Origin of the sequence: Pseudomonas sp. TUM22785, from assembly GCF_028198105.1 — a bacterium.
GTDB classification, from domain to species: Bacteria; Pseudomonadota; Gammaproteobacteria; order Pseudomonadales; family Pseudomonadaceae; genus Metapseudomonas; species Metapseudomonas solani.
Map to the genome: position 1 here is coordinate 1,869,804 of NZ_CP116239.1, position 15,484 is coordinate 1,885,287.

General features: G+C 68.3%; 14 protein-coding genes. 10 read left to right on the forward strand and 4 right to left on the reverse strand.

Annotated elements, in window-relative coordinates:
* Positions 1-32: 32 nt before the first annotated feature.
* The 5 genes from PI990_RS08785 to PI990_RS08805 all read left to right on the forward strand — a co-directional run bounded on the left by PI990_RS08785 (position 33) and on the right by PI990_RS08805 (position 6,869).
* Positions 33-1,202, forward strand: a complete 1,170-nt coding sequence (locus PI990_RS08785) for a GGDEF domain-containing protein (protein WP_021221135.1) — start codon at positions 33-35, stop codon at positions 1,200-1,202.
* 88 nt (positions 1,203-1,290) lie between these two features.
* Positions 1,291-2,307 (forward strand): DUF2804 domain-containing protein, encoded by a 1,017-nt coding sequence (locus PI990_RS08790; RefSeq protein WP_271660392.1) that lies wholly within the window; start codon positions 1,291-1,293, stop codon positions 2,305-2,307.
* Positions 2,308-2,387: 80 nt separating this feature from the next.
* A complete protein-coding gene (locus PI990_RS08795) occupies positions 2,388-2,822 on the forward strand; it encodes a MarR family transcriptional regulator (RefSeq protein WP_021221137.1) in 435 nt (144 codons plus the stop codon).
* Entirely contained in the window at positions 2,822-4,222 is a 1,401-nt protein-coding gene (locus tag PI990_RS08800) for a DHA2 family efflux MFS transporter permease subunit (protein WP_271660393.1), read from the forward strand. The genes PI990_RS08795 and PI990_RS08800 overlap by 1 nt, the downstream gene beginning before the upstream one ends.
* 265 nt (positions 4,223-4,487) lie before the next feature.
* On the forward strand, positions 4,488-6,869 hold the full coding sequence (locus PI990_RS08805; protein WP_271660394.1) for a FimV/HubP family polar landmark protein: 2,382 nt from the start codon (positions 4,488-4,490) through the stop codon (positions 6,867-6,869).
* 128 nt (positions 6,870-6,997) lie between these two features.
* Here the strand turns inward: PI990_RS08805 and PI990_RS08810 are convergent, their stop codons facing one another.
* Positions 6,998-9,187 carry a patatin-like phospholipase family protein gene (locus tag PI990_RS08810; RefSeq protein ID WP_271660395.1) on the reverse strand — a complete coding sequence of 730 codons (2,190 nt, stop codon included), beginning with the start codon at positions 9,185-9,187 and terminating at the stop codon, positions 6,998-7,000.
* A gap of 75 nt (positions 9,188-9,262) precedes the next feature.
* Here PI990_RS08810 and PI990_RS08815 point away from each other — a divergent pair, with 75 nt between their 5' ends.
* The 3 genes from PI990_RS08815 (at position 9,263) to PI990_RS08825 (ending at position 11,253) form a co-directional block, all read left to right on the forward strand.
* Positions 9,263-9,547: a SelT/SelW/SelH family protein gene (locus PI990_RS08815; RefSeq protein ID WP_021221141.1), complete on the forward strand. Its 285-nt coding sequence runs from the start codon at positions 9,263-9,265 to the stop codon at positions 9,545-9,547.
* A gap of 80 nt (positions 9,548-9,627) precedes the next feature.
* Positions 9,628-10,626, forward strand: a complete 999-nt coding sequence (gene rfaD / locus PI990_RS08820) for an ADP-glyceromanno-heptose 6-epimerase (RefSeq protein ID WP_271660396.1) — start codon at positions 9,628-9,630, stop codon at positions 10,624-10,626.
* Between the two features lie 123 nt (positions 10,627-10,749).
* The gene (locus PI990_RS08825) at positions 10,750-11,253 is read left to right on the forward strand and encodes a hypothetical protein (RefSeq protein WP_271660397.1); all 504 of its coding nucleotides are present in this window, start codon (positions 10,750-10,752) and stop codon (positions 11,251-11,253) included.
* Positions 11,254-11,319: 66 nt separating this feature from the next.
* Here the strand turns inward: PI990_RS08825 and PI990_RS08830 are convergent, their stop codons facing one another.
* The 3 genes from PI990_RS08830 to PI990_RS08840 form a co-directional block, all read right to left on the reverse strand.
* Positions 11,320-12,198, reverse strand: coding sequence for a DMT family transporter (locus tag PI990_RS08830; RefSeq protein WP_184490714.1), 879 nt, complete (start codon positions 12,196-12,198; stop codon positions 11,320-11,322).
* A complete protein-coding gene (locus PI990_RS08835; protein ID WP_021221145.1) occupies positions 12,195-12,533 on the reverse strand; it encodes a tRNA-binding protein in 339 nt (112 codons plus the stop codon). The genes PI990_RS08830 and PI990_RS08835 overlap by 4 nt, the downstream gene beginning before the upstream one ends.
* A gap of 92 nt (positions 12,534-12,625) precedes the next feature.
* Entirely contained in the window at positions 12,626-13,381 is a 756-nt protein-coding gene (locus tag PI990_RS08840) for an AraC family transcriptional regulator (protein ID WP_271660398.1), read from the reverse strand.
* Positions 13,382-13,514: 133 nt separating this feature from the next.
* Here PI990_RS08840 and PI990_RS08845 point away from each other — a divergent pair, with 133 nt between their 5' ends.
* Complete coding sequence (locus PI990_RS08845; RefSeq protein ID WP_021221147.1) at positions 13,515-14,348, forward strand: UDP-2,3-diacylglucosamine diphosphatase; 834 nt, start codon at positions 13,515-13,517, stop codon at positions 14,346-14,348.
* Positions 14,345-15,382, forward strand: coding sequence for a glycosyltransferase family 4 protein (locus PI990_RS08850; protein ID WP_271660399.1), 1,038 nt, complete (start codon positions 14,345-14,347; stop codon positions 15,380-15,382). Before PI990_RS08845 ends, PI990_RS08850 begins: the two co-directional genes overlap by 4 nt.
* The last annotated feature ends 102 nt before the right edge of the window (positions 15,383-15,484 follow it).

Sequence of the window (15,484 nt, forward strand, 5' to 3'; positions counted from 1 at the left end):
GTAGGTCCCGGCTCAAATAAGAAGAGGTGGCAGTGTCGACACTCAACGCCTGGCTGGACGAAGTGCGCCCGAATCCCTATGCCGACCAGCTCGCCCTGGGCTTCCGGCAACTGCGTTTCGTCCGACCGCTGGAACAGGAATACCGCAACTACTTCCTCGAGCAGACCTTCGACCTCAAGCGCATCGCGCTGCTGCTCGGGCTGCCCATCTGGCTGGCCTTCGCCTTTCTCGATTTCCACCTGATCGCCAGCGCCGAACGCTGGTGGATGCTTGCCGTGCGCCTGGGGGTGCTGGTGCTGCTGGTGGTCTGCGGCTTGCTGATCCTGCAGCGGCGCCATGTTCATCTGCTGGTGCCCCTGAGCCTGGTGTGCGTCAGCGCCCTGGGCGTGGGGGCGGCGGCGGTGGTGGCCATCGCCCATCGGGTCGACCCGTCATTCCCCTATGAAGGCCTGCTGCTGGTGTGCATGGCGGCCTATTTCGTGGTGGGCCTGCGCCTGGGTGAAGCGCTGCTGGTGTCACTGCTGATCCTGGTGGCCTACGTGGCGCTGGAGCTCTGGGCCGGGTTGCCCTGGCCGCGCCTGGTCAACAACCTGCTGTTCCTAGTGTTCGGCAACCTGGTGGGGGCGGTGGGCTGCTACCTGCTGGAGTTCAAGTCGCGGGAGCACTTCCTCGTCAGCCGGCTGATGCGGGTGCTGGCCGAGCACGACAGCCTCACCGGGCTGCATAACCGGCGCAGCTTCAACCGCCAGTTGGAGCGCGTCTGGCGCCAGGCCCAGCGCGAGGGGCTGCCGCTGGCGCTGATGCTCTGCGATGTCGACCACTTCAAGGCCTACAACGACCTCTACGGCCACCAGGGCGGCGACCACGCCCTGCAGCGGGTGGCGGGGGTGCTGGAAGATGCCGCGCGACGGCCGCTGGACATGGCGGTGCGCCTGGGGGGCGAGGAGTTCGCGGTGCTGCTCTATGGCACGCCGGAAGCGGAGGCGCGGCAGTGCGCGGAGAACGTGCGCGCGGCCCTGGAGGGCCTGGCGATCCGCCACGAGGGCTCGCAGGTGGCCGAGGTGCTGACGATGTCCATCGGCCTGGCCTGCATCTTCCCGGGCAACGATATGCCCCTGGGCCAGCTGTACGAACTCTACGAGCACGCCGACCGCGCGCTCTACGAGGCCAAGGCGTTCGGGCGTAACCAAGTGGTGGCGTAGTTCGTCGCTCGCGGTGGCGCGCTGCGTGACTGCGCGCCCTGGTACGGCGGTGCTAGGATCGCGCCTTCCCACCTGACGAGCCCTGCCCATGGACAAGCTGATCGGCGCTGGCGGCCAGCCGCATTACGGACTTTTCGACGGCACTCCCGGTCTGGTCAACTACCGCGATTTCGACTTCCGCTCGCCCATGGGCCGTCGCCTGGGGGCCCTGGCGAAGTGGCGGCGCTTCCATCAGTTCCAGTACTTCGGCCTGATCAGCGACCAGCTCATCGGCGGCTGCGCCCTGGCCAACCTGAGCCTAGCCGGCATCGGTTTCGTGTATCTGTTCCACCCGGCCAGCGGGCGCATGATCGAACGCCAGTTCAAGCTGCCGCTGGGCATGGGCACGCGTTTTTCCCAGGTGCCGGACGCGGGCGTCTGCGAACTGCGCCAGGGGCGCAACCTGCTGCGCCTGGAGAATTCGCCGAACCCCAAGGAGAAGCGCCTGCTGGTGGAGCTGGACGACGGCACCCGCATCGACGCCTGTTTCTCCGAGGATGAGCCGGCCTTCCAGCCCATGAGCCTGTGCACGCCTACTGCCGTGAACGGCTGGGTCTATGCGCGCAAGGTGGCGGGCGTCACCTGCCGGGGCGAGGTGCGCAGCGCGCTGGGTGATTTCGACCTGCAGGCCATCGGCGCCTTCGCCCACCACGACTGGTCCGCCGGCTACATGCGCCCGGAGACCTTCTGGAACTGGGCCTGCCTGTCCGGCGAGGCCCAGGGGCAGCGGGTGGGGGTGAACCTGTCCTGCGGGGTCAACGAAACCAGCTTCACCGAGAACTGTTTCTGGATCAATGGCGAGCTGATCAAGGTGGACTGCGTGCGCTTCGCCTTCGATCGCGACCGGCCGCTGGAGCAGTGGCTGATCACCTCCAACGACGGCCAGGTGGAGCTGCGCTTCACCGGCACCGGCCTGCACAAGGAGCGCCTGAACCTGGGCTTCATCGCCAGCAACTTCAAGCAGATATTCGGCCGCTTCGACGGCGTGCTGCGCCCCCACGGCTGGGCGCCCGTGAGCATCGATGGGCTCTGGGGCTTCGTCGAAGACCAATATGTGAAGTGGTAGATACAAAGCTGCGCTTGCTCCCGGCTGTCGCCTATGGTTAGCTCGCTAATTATTAGTTTAGGCAGTTAGAGTCCGTTTCAATGTCCCATACCGATCAACACCGCTTTGCCATGCAGCTCGCGCAGATGTCGCGGGCCTGGCGTGCGGAGCTGGATCGCCGGCTCGTCGACCTCGGCCTGTCCCAGGCTCGCTGGCTGGTTCTCCTGCATCTCGCTCGCTTCGAAGAACTCCCCACCCAGCGTGAACTGGCGCAGAGCGTCGGCGTCGAGGGCCCGACCCTGGCCCGGCTGCTCGACAGCCTGGAAGCCCAGGGGCTGGTGCAGCGCCTGGCCGTCGCCGAGGACCGCCGCGCCAAGAAGATCACCCTGTGCCCCAAGGCACGGCCGCTGATCGAGAAGATCGAGGCCATCTCCAACCAGCTGCGCAGGGAGGTCTTCACCGATATCGATGAAGAAGAACTGCGCCGCTGCCAGCAGGTACACGCGCGGATACTGGCCAACCTGGAACGGCGTTGATGCAGGACCTCGAGGCCCTGCACGCGCGCTACGGCACGCGTTACCCGCAGTTGCTGCTGGGGCTGCTGATGGTCGGCAGCATGGCGATGATCCTCGCGTCCACCAGCATCAACGTGGCCTTGCCCGCGATCATGGCCGACTTCGCCATCGGCCGGCCGCTGGCGCAATGGCTGGCCACGGGGTTCCTCGCTTCCATGACCGCCGGCCTGCTGCTCGCCGCCTGGGCCCAGTCGCGGCTCGGTGCGCGCCGCACCGTGCAGGGCGGTTTGCTGATCTTCACCCTGTGCTCCCTGCTGGCCCTGGCGGCCACTTCCGCCTGGCAGCTGATCGCCCTGCGCATCGTCCAGGGGGCCTGCGCCGGGATCATCCAGCCGCTGGCCATGGTGCTGATCTTCCGCATCTTCGCCGAGGGTGGGCGCGGCATGGCACTGGGCACCTACGGGCTCGGGGTGATGATTGCGCCAACGCTCGGGCCGACCATCGGCGGCTACCTGATCGACCATTTCGGCTGGGAGGCGGTGTTCTGGCTGCCCTTGCCCATGTGCCTGGCGGCGGCCGTTGGCGCTCAGTGGCTGATGCCCTCGGACCGCGACCGCAGCACGCCGGGCGTCGATCTCGTGGCGTTCCTGTTCCTCAGCGTGGCGCTGTTCGCGCTGCTCGGCGCCTTGGCCGAAGCCCAGCGCTTCGGCTGGCTGACACCGAGCTGCTGGATCCCCGGGCTGCTGGGCCTGGGCGCAACCCTGGGCTTCGTCCTGCGCAGCCGCGCCAGCCCACGGCCTTTGCTGCCGTTGGCGCTGTGGCGCCACCGGGCCTTCCGCAAGGCCAGTTGGGTGGCGCTGATCCTCGGCCTCGGGCTCTACGGCTCCACCTACCTGATCCCGCTGTTCCTGCAGACGGTCGAAGGCTACAGCGCCGGCCGCGCGGGCCTGTTGCTGCTGCCCACCGGGGTGGTGCTGGGCGTGGCGTCGTTCGTGGGCGGCTGGCTCAGCGACAAGCTTTCCGCCGCGCTGCTGCTGGTGGCCGGGCTGCTGGTGTTCGCCCTGTCATCCCTGGGGCTGGGCCTGGTGGACAGCGGCGCCTCCTTCCTCGTGCTGTGCTTCTGGGCCTGCCTCGGTCGCCTCGGCCTGGGCTTGCTGCTGCCCGCCCTGAGCACCGGTTCGCTGGACGTGCTCAGCGCCGAGGAACTTGCCCTGGGCGCCGGTGCCATCACCTTCGTGCGCCAGCTTGGCGGAGCCTTCGGGGTCAATCTGATGACCTTCTTCCTGGAGTGGCGCTACCACGCCGGCGGCGGCGACCTGCAGGCCGAGGCACTGGCCTTCCAGCAGACCTTTTGGCTGGTCGCCGGGCTTTTCCTCCTGGCGGTGTGGCCTGCGTGGGGCGTGCGCGCGACAAAAGGCTGACGAAGCTCTATAAATATTCAGTAAAGGTGTGATTTCCGTCACTTTCATGGCGAACTTGCGGTAGGATTCCACCTGCCTGATGGCCCAAGGCCTCTACGCCGGGCAATCTGGGAAATTGCATCCATACTTATTTTCAGTTGGGTTCCAGGGATCGCCGCCCGACGCGTTTTCTTTCAATGCCGACGCCCGTTTTCGCCCCTCCATGGACTCAGGATCGTAGGGAGGCGGCTGTGGCGTTCGAGCCGGCATGACCGGGGGAGGGCACATGGCTCGAGTCAACAGGATCCTGCTTGCGCTTGCATCGGGACCTATCCTTTATTCCAGCCTGGCCTCCGCCATAGGCCTGGGCGAAATCACCCTGCATTCCGCGCTGAACCAGCCGCTCGAGGCTGACATCGGCCTGCTCGACGTCGGCGACCTGACCGACAGCGACATCAAGATCAGCCTGGCCCCCGCCGATGTGTTCGAGCGTGCCGGCGTCGACCGCGTCCTGTTCCTCAACGACCTGCGCTTCAGCCCGATGATCCGTGGCGCCAGCGGCCACATCCGCGTGGTCTCCAACAAGCCGGTGCGCGAGCCCTACCTGAATTTCATCGTCGAGGTGGCCCGCCCCAACGGCCGCCTGCTGCGTGAATACACCCTGCTGCTGGACCCGCCGGAAGCCTCCGCCTACAACCCGGTGGCCGCGCCCCTGGGCAACACCGCTGCCCAACGGGACAACCGTCGCAGCAGCGCCGCCAGCAGCCAGCCGGCCCCGACCGAGGCGCCGCCCGCCACCCAGGGCAAGCGTTACACCGTGGTCAAGGGCGACAACCTCTGGGCCATTGCCCAGCGCCAGAGCGCCGGCAGCGGCATGAGCACGGCGCAGATGATGAGCGGCATCCACGCCCTCAACCCCAGCGCCTTCGCCAATGGCGACCCGAGCCGCCTGAGCGTGGGCCAGAGCCTGTTGCTGCCCGATGCCGCCATGTCGATGGGCGCCGCTGCGAATGCAGCGGCCAACGATGCCGGCACCACCGGCCAGGCCATGGTCGGCAGCGCCCCCGGCCCGGTGTCCGCCCCCGGCACCCCGAGCCAGCCGGCGCCGTTGCCCCAGCAGATCGCCGAGGTGCAGCGCCGCGTCGACACCGAACTGGTCAACAGCGAGAACGAACGCCTGCAACTGCGCCAGGACATCGCCGACCTCCAGCTCAAGCTGGAAACCCTGCAACGGCAGATGGAGCAGAAGGACGCTCAGCTGGCGCGCCTGCAGAGCGCGCTCGGTCCGAACAGTGTCCAGCAGGCGTCCGCCGATGCCGGGCTGCCGCCGCTAACGGCCACCGCCCCGGCGGATACGCCGGTCGCCGATGCAACCAACTTGCCCCCGCTGGACGATGGCGCCCCGGTCGCACCGCAAGCAGCCCAGGAGCCTGCCCCCAGCGAAAGCCCCGCCCCTGTGGACAGCGCCGTTCCACAGGCTCCGGCCGAGCCGGCTGCCGAGGCGACCCAGCAGGGCACGCCGGCGGTCGCGGCGCCCGATGTGGCGGTGCAAGAGCCGGACAGCCTGGACACCTGGTCCCGCGCGCTGATGATCATCGGCGGCATCCTGCTGCTGTTCGTCCTGGCCGTGGCACTGCTGCGTCGCCGCCAGGAAACCCGCCCCGAGGCGCCTGAGCCGGTGGTCAAACCCAAGGTGCGTCCGGCCGAGGCCGTCGCCGTGCCGGCCGAGCGCCCCCGTATCGCCGCTGTGCCCCAGGTCCGCCCCGAGCCGGTGGTGGCGGTCGGCGCTGCCGCTGCACCGGTGGCGGCTCCCGCGCCCAGGCCGCAACCCACCCTGGCGACGGTACGCCCGTCCAGCGATTCCCTGGATGGCGCCAACATCTACATCGCCTATGGCCGCTTCAACGATGCCGAGAGCGCGCTGCGCAGTGCCATCGTCCAGGAGCCCAACCGCACCGACCTGCGCTTCCGCCTTCTGGAAGTGCTGGGTGAACTGCGTGACCCGAGCGGCTTCGCCATCGAGGAAAGCAACCTGCTGGAGATGGGCGTCGGTTCGGCCCGTATCGACCCGATCAAGGCGCGCTATCCCGGCATCGACCAGGGCCGCAAGGCCGAGCCGATGTTCGAGGAGCCGGAGTTCGTCCTCGGTGACCAGGCCCCGGACCTGCAGCCGGCCGAGCCGCTGATGGTGCGTGATGATGAGCTGACCGATGAATTCCAGCTCAACCTCGACGACCTGCCCCTGGATGCTGACTGGGACAGCCTCAGCCCCTTCAAGACCGAGGCGCCCAAGACCAAGGCGACGGGCAGCAAGCCCGAGCCGGTGCATCACCACGTTGACCCGGCCTTCCGCAGCAACCTGCAGGACATGCCCGAGGTGTTCGAACTGGACGACCTGGAGCAGGCCGATCGCCTCGAACTGCCGGAGCTGCCCCAGGCCGAGGAGCTGGACGAGCTGTCGTTCGACTTCGAGGACCCGCTGGAAGCCAGCGATGACCTGGACCACCTGGCCGCACGGCAGGAAAACCTGATGAAGCTCAACCTGGCGCTGGCCTACATCGACCAGGGCGACATCGAAAGCGCCTGCAGCATCCTCAACGAGGTGATCGACGGCGGTGACGAAGAGCAGAAGCAGGAGGCCCGCCAGCTGTTGGCGAAGATCGCCTGACCGCTCACGCAACACCCAAAAGCCCGGACACTGTTCCGGGCTTTTTCATGGCTGATCACGGCGCGTATTGCCCGGCAGCGCTTCGCGAGCAGAGCTCGCTCCTGCAGGGAAGTAAGTGAGTCGGGTGCTTAGAACACCCGGCCCAGCTTGAGGTAGAGCGCCTGCTCGGAGACGTCGTTGAGGCCGTAGCTGAAGTCCAGCGGGCCCAGGGGCGTGTCGAAGCTGATGAACAGGCTTCCGGCGTTGATGTAGCCGCTGTCGAAGCTGTTGTCGTGGTTCCAGGCCCGGCCGCGCTCCAGGCTGGCGCCGAGGTAGAAGGGGAAGTCCAGCGGCAGGAAGGAGCGCTGGGTCATCCGGCGGTAGTACACCATCCGGGCCAGGGCGACGTTCTGCCCGGAGATCGAATCCTCGCGGAAGCCCGAGAGCTGGCGTGCGCCGCCGAGCTGGAAGCTGGAGGTGACCACCTCGGCGCTGTCCAGGGTGCGGCCGTAGCGGCCACCGAGGACGAAGGTGTTGGCGTCGCTGGAGAGGGCCTTGTCCAGGCTCAGTTCCCACTGCCGGTAGCGATCGTCCGAGCCCAGTTCGGGGTCGTACTGGCGCAGGGTCAGCTTGATGTCTTCGCCCTCGTGGGGGTAGTCGACGTTGTCGAGGGTGTCGAAGGAGTACTTGGCCTCGTAGTAGCCCTCGCTGAAGCTGAAGCTGGGCAGGCGGCGGTCGCCGATGCGCACGTCGGCATCGCCCCAGCCCTGGCCGATGCCGAGGCGCAGCTCGCCGTTGTTGGCGATCTGCCGGCCGATGTTGAAGCCGTAGCCGTAGCGCTGCAGGCGGTATTCGGCGATGGGGTCGTTGTCCAGGGTGGCGTCGACGTTCTGCGCCTCGGCGGCGATATAGGGCGCGACGAAGTAGCGCGAGCCATAGTCCAGCGGCTGGTAGAACTCGCTGTAGAGCTCCTGGTCACTGCCGATCTGGGCGCGGGTCAGCCATTCGGCGCCGAGTTTGTTGATGCCGTTGACCCGGTAGCTGGCGCCCAGGTTGAAGGTGCTGCCGCCGCGCATGTCGTCGTCCAGGCTCAGGCCCAGGCGCAGGTAGTCGGTGCCGGTGCGCTTGCCGCGGGCGTTGATCACCAGGGTGTTGCCATCCTTGCGCTTGACCACGCGGTAATGCACCTGCTCGAAGTAGTCGAGGCCGTAGAGGGTGCCCATGTCGCTCTGCAGGCGCTCCAGGTCCAGCGGCTGGCCGGTTTCCTGGCGGATGATGCGGCGGATCACCTCGTCGCCCACCTTGGAGTCGTTCTCCACGCTGATGCGGGCGATTACCGGGCGGCGTTCCACGGGCAGGCGCGCCTCGGCCAGTTCCGCTTCGTGCTGGCCGTGCTGGCGCGCCAGCGGGGCGAAACGGTGCTTGAGGATGGTGGCCGCGCGGTACCCGGCGTCGATCATCTGCCGCGCGCGGCCGAAGTCGGTGGCGCTGAAACCCGCCAGCGGCGGCTGCACCAGGATGTCGTCCGGGCCGAGGGTGGCCAGTTGCGCCTCGGAGTTGCGCCGGGTCATCAGGGTCACCGACTGGTTGAGCACGTCGACCACGGTGAGCAGCTCCTTGCGCCCGCGCAGCGGGGTGCCGATATCCACCGTGATCACCAGGTCGACGCCCATCTCCCGGGCCACGTCCACCGGGATGTTGTCCACCATGCCGCCGTCCACCAGCAGTTGGCCGTCCACCTCCACGGGCGCGAACACCGCCGGGATCGACATGCTGGCGCGGATCGCCTGGGGCAGGTGGCCCTTGCGGAACACCACCTTCTCGCCGGTGGAGATGTCGGTGGCCACGGCGCGGAAGGGGATGGCCAGGCGGTCGAAGTCGCGGGTGTCGCTGGTGTGCACCAGCAGGCTTTCCAGCAGCAGGGCGAGGTTCTGGCCCTGGATCACGCCGAGCGGCAGGCCCAGGCTGCCGTCGTCGCGGAAGCTGAGCTTCTGCTTGACCAGGAAATCGCGATCGTCCTGCTTGCGGCGGAAGGGGACGTCATCGCGCAGGGGCGCGTCGGAGAGCGCCTGGCGCCAGTCGATGGCCAGGGCCAGCTTTTCCAGTTCGTCGACGCTGTAGCCCGAGGCGTAGAGGCCGCCGATCACCGCGCCCATGCTGGTGCCGGCGATGGCGTCGATGTGCACGCCCTGTTCTTCCAGGGCTCGCAGCACGCCGATATGGGCCAGGCCGCGTGCGGCGCCACCGGATAGCACCAGGCCGATGCGTGGGTGGGCCTGGTCGGCCAGGGTGGCCAGTGGCAGGAGGATAAGGGCGAGGAAAACGAGCACGCGGCGCATAACGCATCCCTGGTCAGGCGGGGAGGAAAAAGGCCGCTATTATAGGCGCCCCGCACGCCGCCACCGAGTCCCGTCATGTCCAGCTCCAGGCCCGAGATCGTCATCACCTACTGCACCCAGTGCCAATGGCTGCTGCGCGCGGCCTGGCTGGCCCAGGAGCTGCTCAGCACCTTCGCCGACGACCTCGGCCGGGTGGCCCTGGAGCCGGGCACTGGCGGTGTGTTCCGCATCACCTGCGACGGCGAGCAGATCTGGGAGCGCAAGGCCGACGGCGGCTTCCCCGAGGCCAAGGTGCTCAAGCAGCGGGTGCGTGACTGCATCGATCCGACGCGTGACCTGGGCCACAACGACCGCCCCTGAGCGGCCTTGCCCCAGGTCAACGGCGGGCTGATCACGCAGGCATAGCCTTGACGGTACTTCCACGTCCCTGGAGTGCCGTCATGAGCATCATCGTCACCGGTGCCGCCGGCTTCATCGGCAGCAACCTGGTCAAGGCCCTCAACCAGCGCGGCGAGACGGACATCATCGCCGTCGACGACCTGACCGAAGGCGACAAATTCCGCAACCTCGCCGATTGCGAGATCCGTGACTACCTGGACAAGCGCGACTTCGTGCCGCGCTTCGCCGCCGGCGAGTTCGGCATGGTCCGCGCGCTGTTCCACCAGGGCGCCTGCTCCAGCACCCTGGAAGCGGACGGGCGCTACATGATGGACAACAACTACCGCTACAGCTGCGAGCTGCTGGACGCCGCCCAGCGCCGCGGCCTGCCCTTCATCTATGCCTCGTCGGCGGCCGTCTATGGCGCGGGCCAGGTGTTTTGTGAAGGCCGCGAGCACGAGCTGCCGCTGAACGTCTACGGCTACTCCAAGCTGCTGTTCGACCAGCGCGTGCGGCGCCTGCTGCCCCATGCCCGCGCCCAGGTGGTGGGGCTGCGCTACTTCAACGTCTATGGCCCGCGCGAAGGGCACAAGGGGCCCATGGCCTCGGTGGCGCTGCACTGCTTCCACCAGTACCGGGCGGAGGGGCGGGTACGCTTGTTCGGCGGCTGCGACGGTTACGCCGCTGGCGAGCAGCAGCGCGACTTCGTGTCGGTGGAGGACGTGGCGCGGGTCAACCTGCACTTTCTCGACCATTCCCAGCGATCGGGCATATTCAACCTCGGCACTGGCGTCGCCCGGCCTTTCAACGCGGTGGCCATGGCGGTGGTCAATGCCCTGCGCGCCGAGGAGGATCGGCCGCCCCTGGGCCTGGCCGCGCTGATCGAGCAGGGCGTGTTGCACTACGAGGACTTCCCCGCCGTGCTCCGGGGCCGTTACCAGAGCCATACCCAGGCAGACATCGAGTTGCTGCGCGAGGCCGGTGCCGGCGAGGGCTTCCTCGATCTGGAGACCGGCGTGGCGCGCTATTGCCGCTGGCTGCTGGAGCAGGAGCGGGCCTGAGGCGGGCGTGTATCAGGACGTTTACCCCGGATTTACACAGGGCTGACGCTCGCCCGGGGGCGCCGGGCGAATAATTCCCTCCAGAGGCCGCGAACCCTACGGCCGTATTGCACGAGGTGAATGATGTCCTTGAAAACGACCCTGGCGCTGGCACTGCTGCTCGGCCTGTCCACCCCGCTATTCGCCGGCCCCGGCCAGGGTGGCCCTGGCGGCCATGGCGGTGGTCCCGGCCCGGGCGGGCAGGGTGGCTGGGGCCCGGGTGGCGGTGGGCACGACCGTGGCCTGCCGTCCGGCGCCCGCGAACTGTGGATCGGCAGTGCGCTGTACTTCGTCGCCGCCGGCACCTACTACCTGTGGAACGCCAATGTGCAGCGCTACGAAGTGGTGACGCCGCCTGCGGTGGTCCAGGGCAACGCTGCCGTCAGCTATGAAGTGATCGCCTACCCGGCCAACGGCCAGAGCGTCGACCAGCAGGGCCGCGACCGCTATGAGTGCCACACTTGGGCGGTGTCCCAGAGCGGTTTCGACCCGGCCACCGTCACCCGCCCGGTGGGCAGCGACAGCACCGACCGCTACCGCCGCGCGCTGGGCGCCTGCCTGATGGGGCGTGGGTACAGCGTCAACTGAGCACGCCGGGTTGCGCAGGGGGCGGTGCGTAGCCCGGACTTCAGTCCGGGCTTCCGGTAGTTGCCGTCAGCTCGCCGCTTCGGCGGGCTTCACCGCGTTGGCTTTGCGCGCCGGGAAGGCGATGGCGGCGATGATCAGCGTGCCGCCTGCAAGCATGCGCAGCGAGGGCTCCTCGCTGAACAGCCACCAGGCGAAAGCGATGCCGTAGACCGGCTCCAGGGCGAAGATCACCGCCGTGGTGCGCGCCTTGAGCACCTTGAGGCTGGCCACGAACAGGCTGTGGGCGAGGCCGGTGCAGAGCACGCCGAGCATGGCGATCCACAGCCAGTCGATGGCCCGCACCGTGGGCAGTACCGCCCAGCCCAGGGGCAGCACGCAGACGACGATGCAGAGGTTCTGCCACAGCGCCACTTTCACCGGGTCCAGCCCCTTGGTGCTGGCACGGTTGAGCAGCGACAGCAGGGAGAACAGCAGGCCGGAGAGGATGGCGGCGATCAGCCCTTGGGTGGCGTCGCTGGCGAAATCGAAGTCGGGCGTCACCAGCACCAGGCCCAGGCTGACCAGGGCCACCACCACGAATTCGCGCAGGTGGATGCGCTCGCGGAACAGCAGCCCCTCCAGCAGCAGGGTGAAGGCCGGGAAGCTGGCGAAGCCCAGGGTGGCGATGGCCACGCCGCCGATCTTCACCGCCTGGAAGAACAGCACCCAGTGCCCGCCCAGCAGCAGGCCGCCGAGCAGCAGCAGGGGAATCTGCCGCAGTACCGGCGCGCCGCCACGGGCACGGCCGGCGAACTGGGCGAACAGCGCCAGGGCGATGACGGCGAACAGCGCACGGCCGAGGGTGATCACCACCGGCGTGGTTTCCGCCAGCTTGCCGAAGATGCCGGAGAGGCCGAAGAGCAGGGCGCCCAGGTGGATGGCGAGCAGCGCGTTGCGTTCGTTCATGCCAGGCGCGCGCCGTTGGGCAGCGGCTTGTCGAAGCCGGCCAGCACCACCTTGCCTTCGGCATCGTGGACGCCGGTGACCAGCACTTCCGAGCGCACCCCGGCGATGCGCTTGGGTGCGAAGTTGCAGACGCACAGCACCTGGCGGCCGACCAGCTCCTCGGCGGCGTAGTGGGCGGTGATCTGCGCGCTGGAGGTCTTCACCCCCAGCTCGCCCAGGTCCACTTCCAGCACGTAGGCCGGCTTGTTGGCCTTGACGTTGGGTGCGGCGGATACGACGGTGCCGACGCGCAGTTCAACGCGCTCGAAATCCGCCCATTCGATGGTCGATGACATACAGCCCCCTTGTTTGACGATGGCCGCAGTCTAGAGGGCGGCGGGGTGGCTTGTCTGTCGCGGGACTCGCGGCTTTCGTCGCGGCCCTCGCGTCAGCCGCGCTGGCGGCGCAGGGCGCGCGGGGTGGTGCCGAACTCGCGGGATAGTGCAGCGGTGAAGGCGCTCTGCGAGCTGTAGCCCACCTGGGCCGCGATCTCGGCCACGCTCAGGCTGCACTCCAGCAGCAGGCGGCGGCCCTGGAGCAGACGCCGGGTGCGCAGGTAGTCCATGGGCGTTTGCCCGGTGGCCGCGAGGAAGCGGCTGTGGAAGCGCGCCACCGACAGCCCACAGAGCCGGGCCAGGTCGGCCACCTGCAGGGGGCGTGCAGCGTGCTGGTCGATATAGGCGTCGAGGGCTGTCAGCGGCAATGTGTTCTGCTCCGACGCCGGTGTGGTGCTCGGTGCCACCAGGCTGGCCAGGAGCAGGCCGACGCCCTGGGCGGCGATCACCGGGTCATCGATGGGGCTGGCGGCGAGCCAGCCCACCAGTTGGCTCTGGGCGGGGTCGAGCTGCAGGGCGCCGGGTTTCTCCAGCAGGCGCCGGCTGGCGTCGAAGTGACCGCCGAGGGTGCGTTGCAGCCAGGCGTCGTCGGGTACGTCGAGCACCAGGCACAGGCTGCCGCGCGGGCTGCCGCAGGCATGGTGTTCGCCCGGCGGGACCACGGCGAGGTTCTGCCGCTCGACCCGCGCGCCGATGCCACCCACCTCGAATTCCAGGCTGCCGCTCAGGCCGAACACCAGCTGGGCGTGGTCGTGGCTGTGGGCGAGCAGGTCGTGGTTGTAGCGGCGCAGGGTCAGCATCGGGCTCATGGGGTGTTCCTCGGCAGGCGGCCAGTCTACTCCCCGGCGCGGGCGCCGCCAGTGTCATCGTTCTGCAGCCTAACCGTCACCTGCACTTCACCGGGCCTGCGCAAGATCGGAAAAACCCAGCTGGAGGCCGCCCATGAGCAGCGTTCAACGCCTGGAGCCGGCCGACCCGGCTCGTCCCCGCAAGCAACGCGTCCGCACCCTGTGGATATCCGACGTTCACCTTGGCACCCGCGATTGCCAGGCGGAGCACCTGGCGCGTTTCCTCAAGCGCCACCATGCCGACCGCATCTACCTGGTGGGCGACATCATCGACGGCTGGAAGCTGCGGGGCGGCATCTACTGGCCCCAGGCGCACACCAACGTGATCCGCCGCCTGCTGACCATGAGCAAGCGTGGCACCGAGGTGATCTATGTCACCGGCAACCACGACGAATTCCTGCGCCGTTACTCCAGCCTGATGCTGGGCAATATTCAGCTGGTGGACGAAGCGATCCACGAGACCGCCGACGGCCGCCGCCTGCTGGTGATCCACGGCGACCAGTTCGACGTCATCACCCGCTACCACAAGTGGCTGGCCTTCCTCGGCGACTCGGCCTACGAGTTCACCCTGACCCTCAACCGCTGGCTCAACCACTGGCGCGAGCGCTGGGGCTACGGCTACTGGTCGCTGTCGGCCTTCCTCAAGCACAAGGTCAAGACGGCGGTGAACTTCATCAGCGACTTCGAGGAATCCATCGCCCACGAGTGCGTCAAGCGCGGGCTGGATGGTGCCGTCTGCGGCCACATCCACCACGCCGAGATCCGCCAGGTCGGCGGCGTCGAGTACATGAACTGTGGCGATTGGGTGGAATCCTGCACCGCGCTGATCGAGCACTGGGACGGCACCATCGAGCTGTACCGCCTGGCCGATGACCAGGCGCGCCTGGCAACCGAGACCAAGCAGCCCGCCCTCGAGCCCGCTGCATGAGGATTCTCATCGTCAGCGATGCCTGGGCGCCCCAGGTGAATGGCGTGGTCACCAGCCTGCAGGCCCTGGTGGCCGAACTGCGCGGGCTTGGCCACCTGGTGAAGGTGCTGTCGCCCCGGGATTTCCGCTCGCGGCCGTGCCCGACCTACCCGGAAATCCCCCTGGTGTGGGACCTCTGGCGCGTGGGCCCGGCGATCCGCGATTTCCGCCCGGACTGCGTGCACCTCGCCACCGAAGGGCCGTTGGGCTGGGCCGCGCGGCGCTGGCTGAAGCGCCGCGGCCTGGCCTTCTCCAGTGCGGTGCATACGCGCTTCCCCGAATACGTGCACACCCGCTGGCCGCGTTTGCCGCTGGAATGGGGCTACGCCGTGCTGCGGGCCTTCCACCGCCCCAGCCAGACGGTGCTGGTGACCACCGAACGCCTGCGTGGCGAGTTGGCCGGCCGTGGGCTGGGCCACCTGTCGCTGTGGCGCAAGGGCGTGGACACCCGCCTGTTCCACCCGCGCCCGGAGCAGCCGCGGCCGCTGAAACCGGTGTTCCTCTACGTCGGCCGCATCGCCCCGGAGAAGAACTTGCGGGCCTTCCTCGACCTGGAGCTGCCCGGCGAGAAATGGCTGGTGGGTGATGGGCCGCAACGGGCCGAGCTGGAAGCCGACTACCCCGATGCGCGCTTCCTCGGCTACCGCCACGGCCAGGCGTTGGCCGATGCCTTTGCCGGCGCCAGCGTGCTGGTCTTCCCTTCGCGCACCGATACCTACGGCCTGGTGATGCTCGAGGCCCTGGCCTGCGGCACGCCGGTGGCCGCCTTCCCGGTGCCCGGCCCGCTGGACGTGCTGGAAGCGGACCTCACCGGGGTGATGGACGAGGATCTTCACGCTGCCTGCCTACGCGCACTGGAGCTGGACCGTGGCGTCTGCGCCGAGCGTGCCGCGCGCCTGTCCTGGCGGGCCTCCGCCCAGGAGTTCCTGGCACGCCAGCCGTTGCTGGATGGCGAGCTGTGCGGCGAGGCGGTGGGGGAAGGGTCGCTGTCGTAGGGTTAATTCCCGTGATCCCGATTGCGAATGGATTCGCGCCAGCCGACGTACAGCTTCGCGAGCAGAGCTCGCTCCTACGGAGGGTGCCATGGACGTATGTGA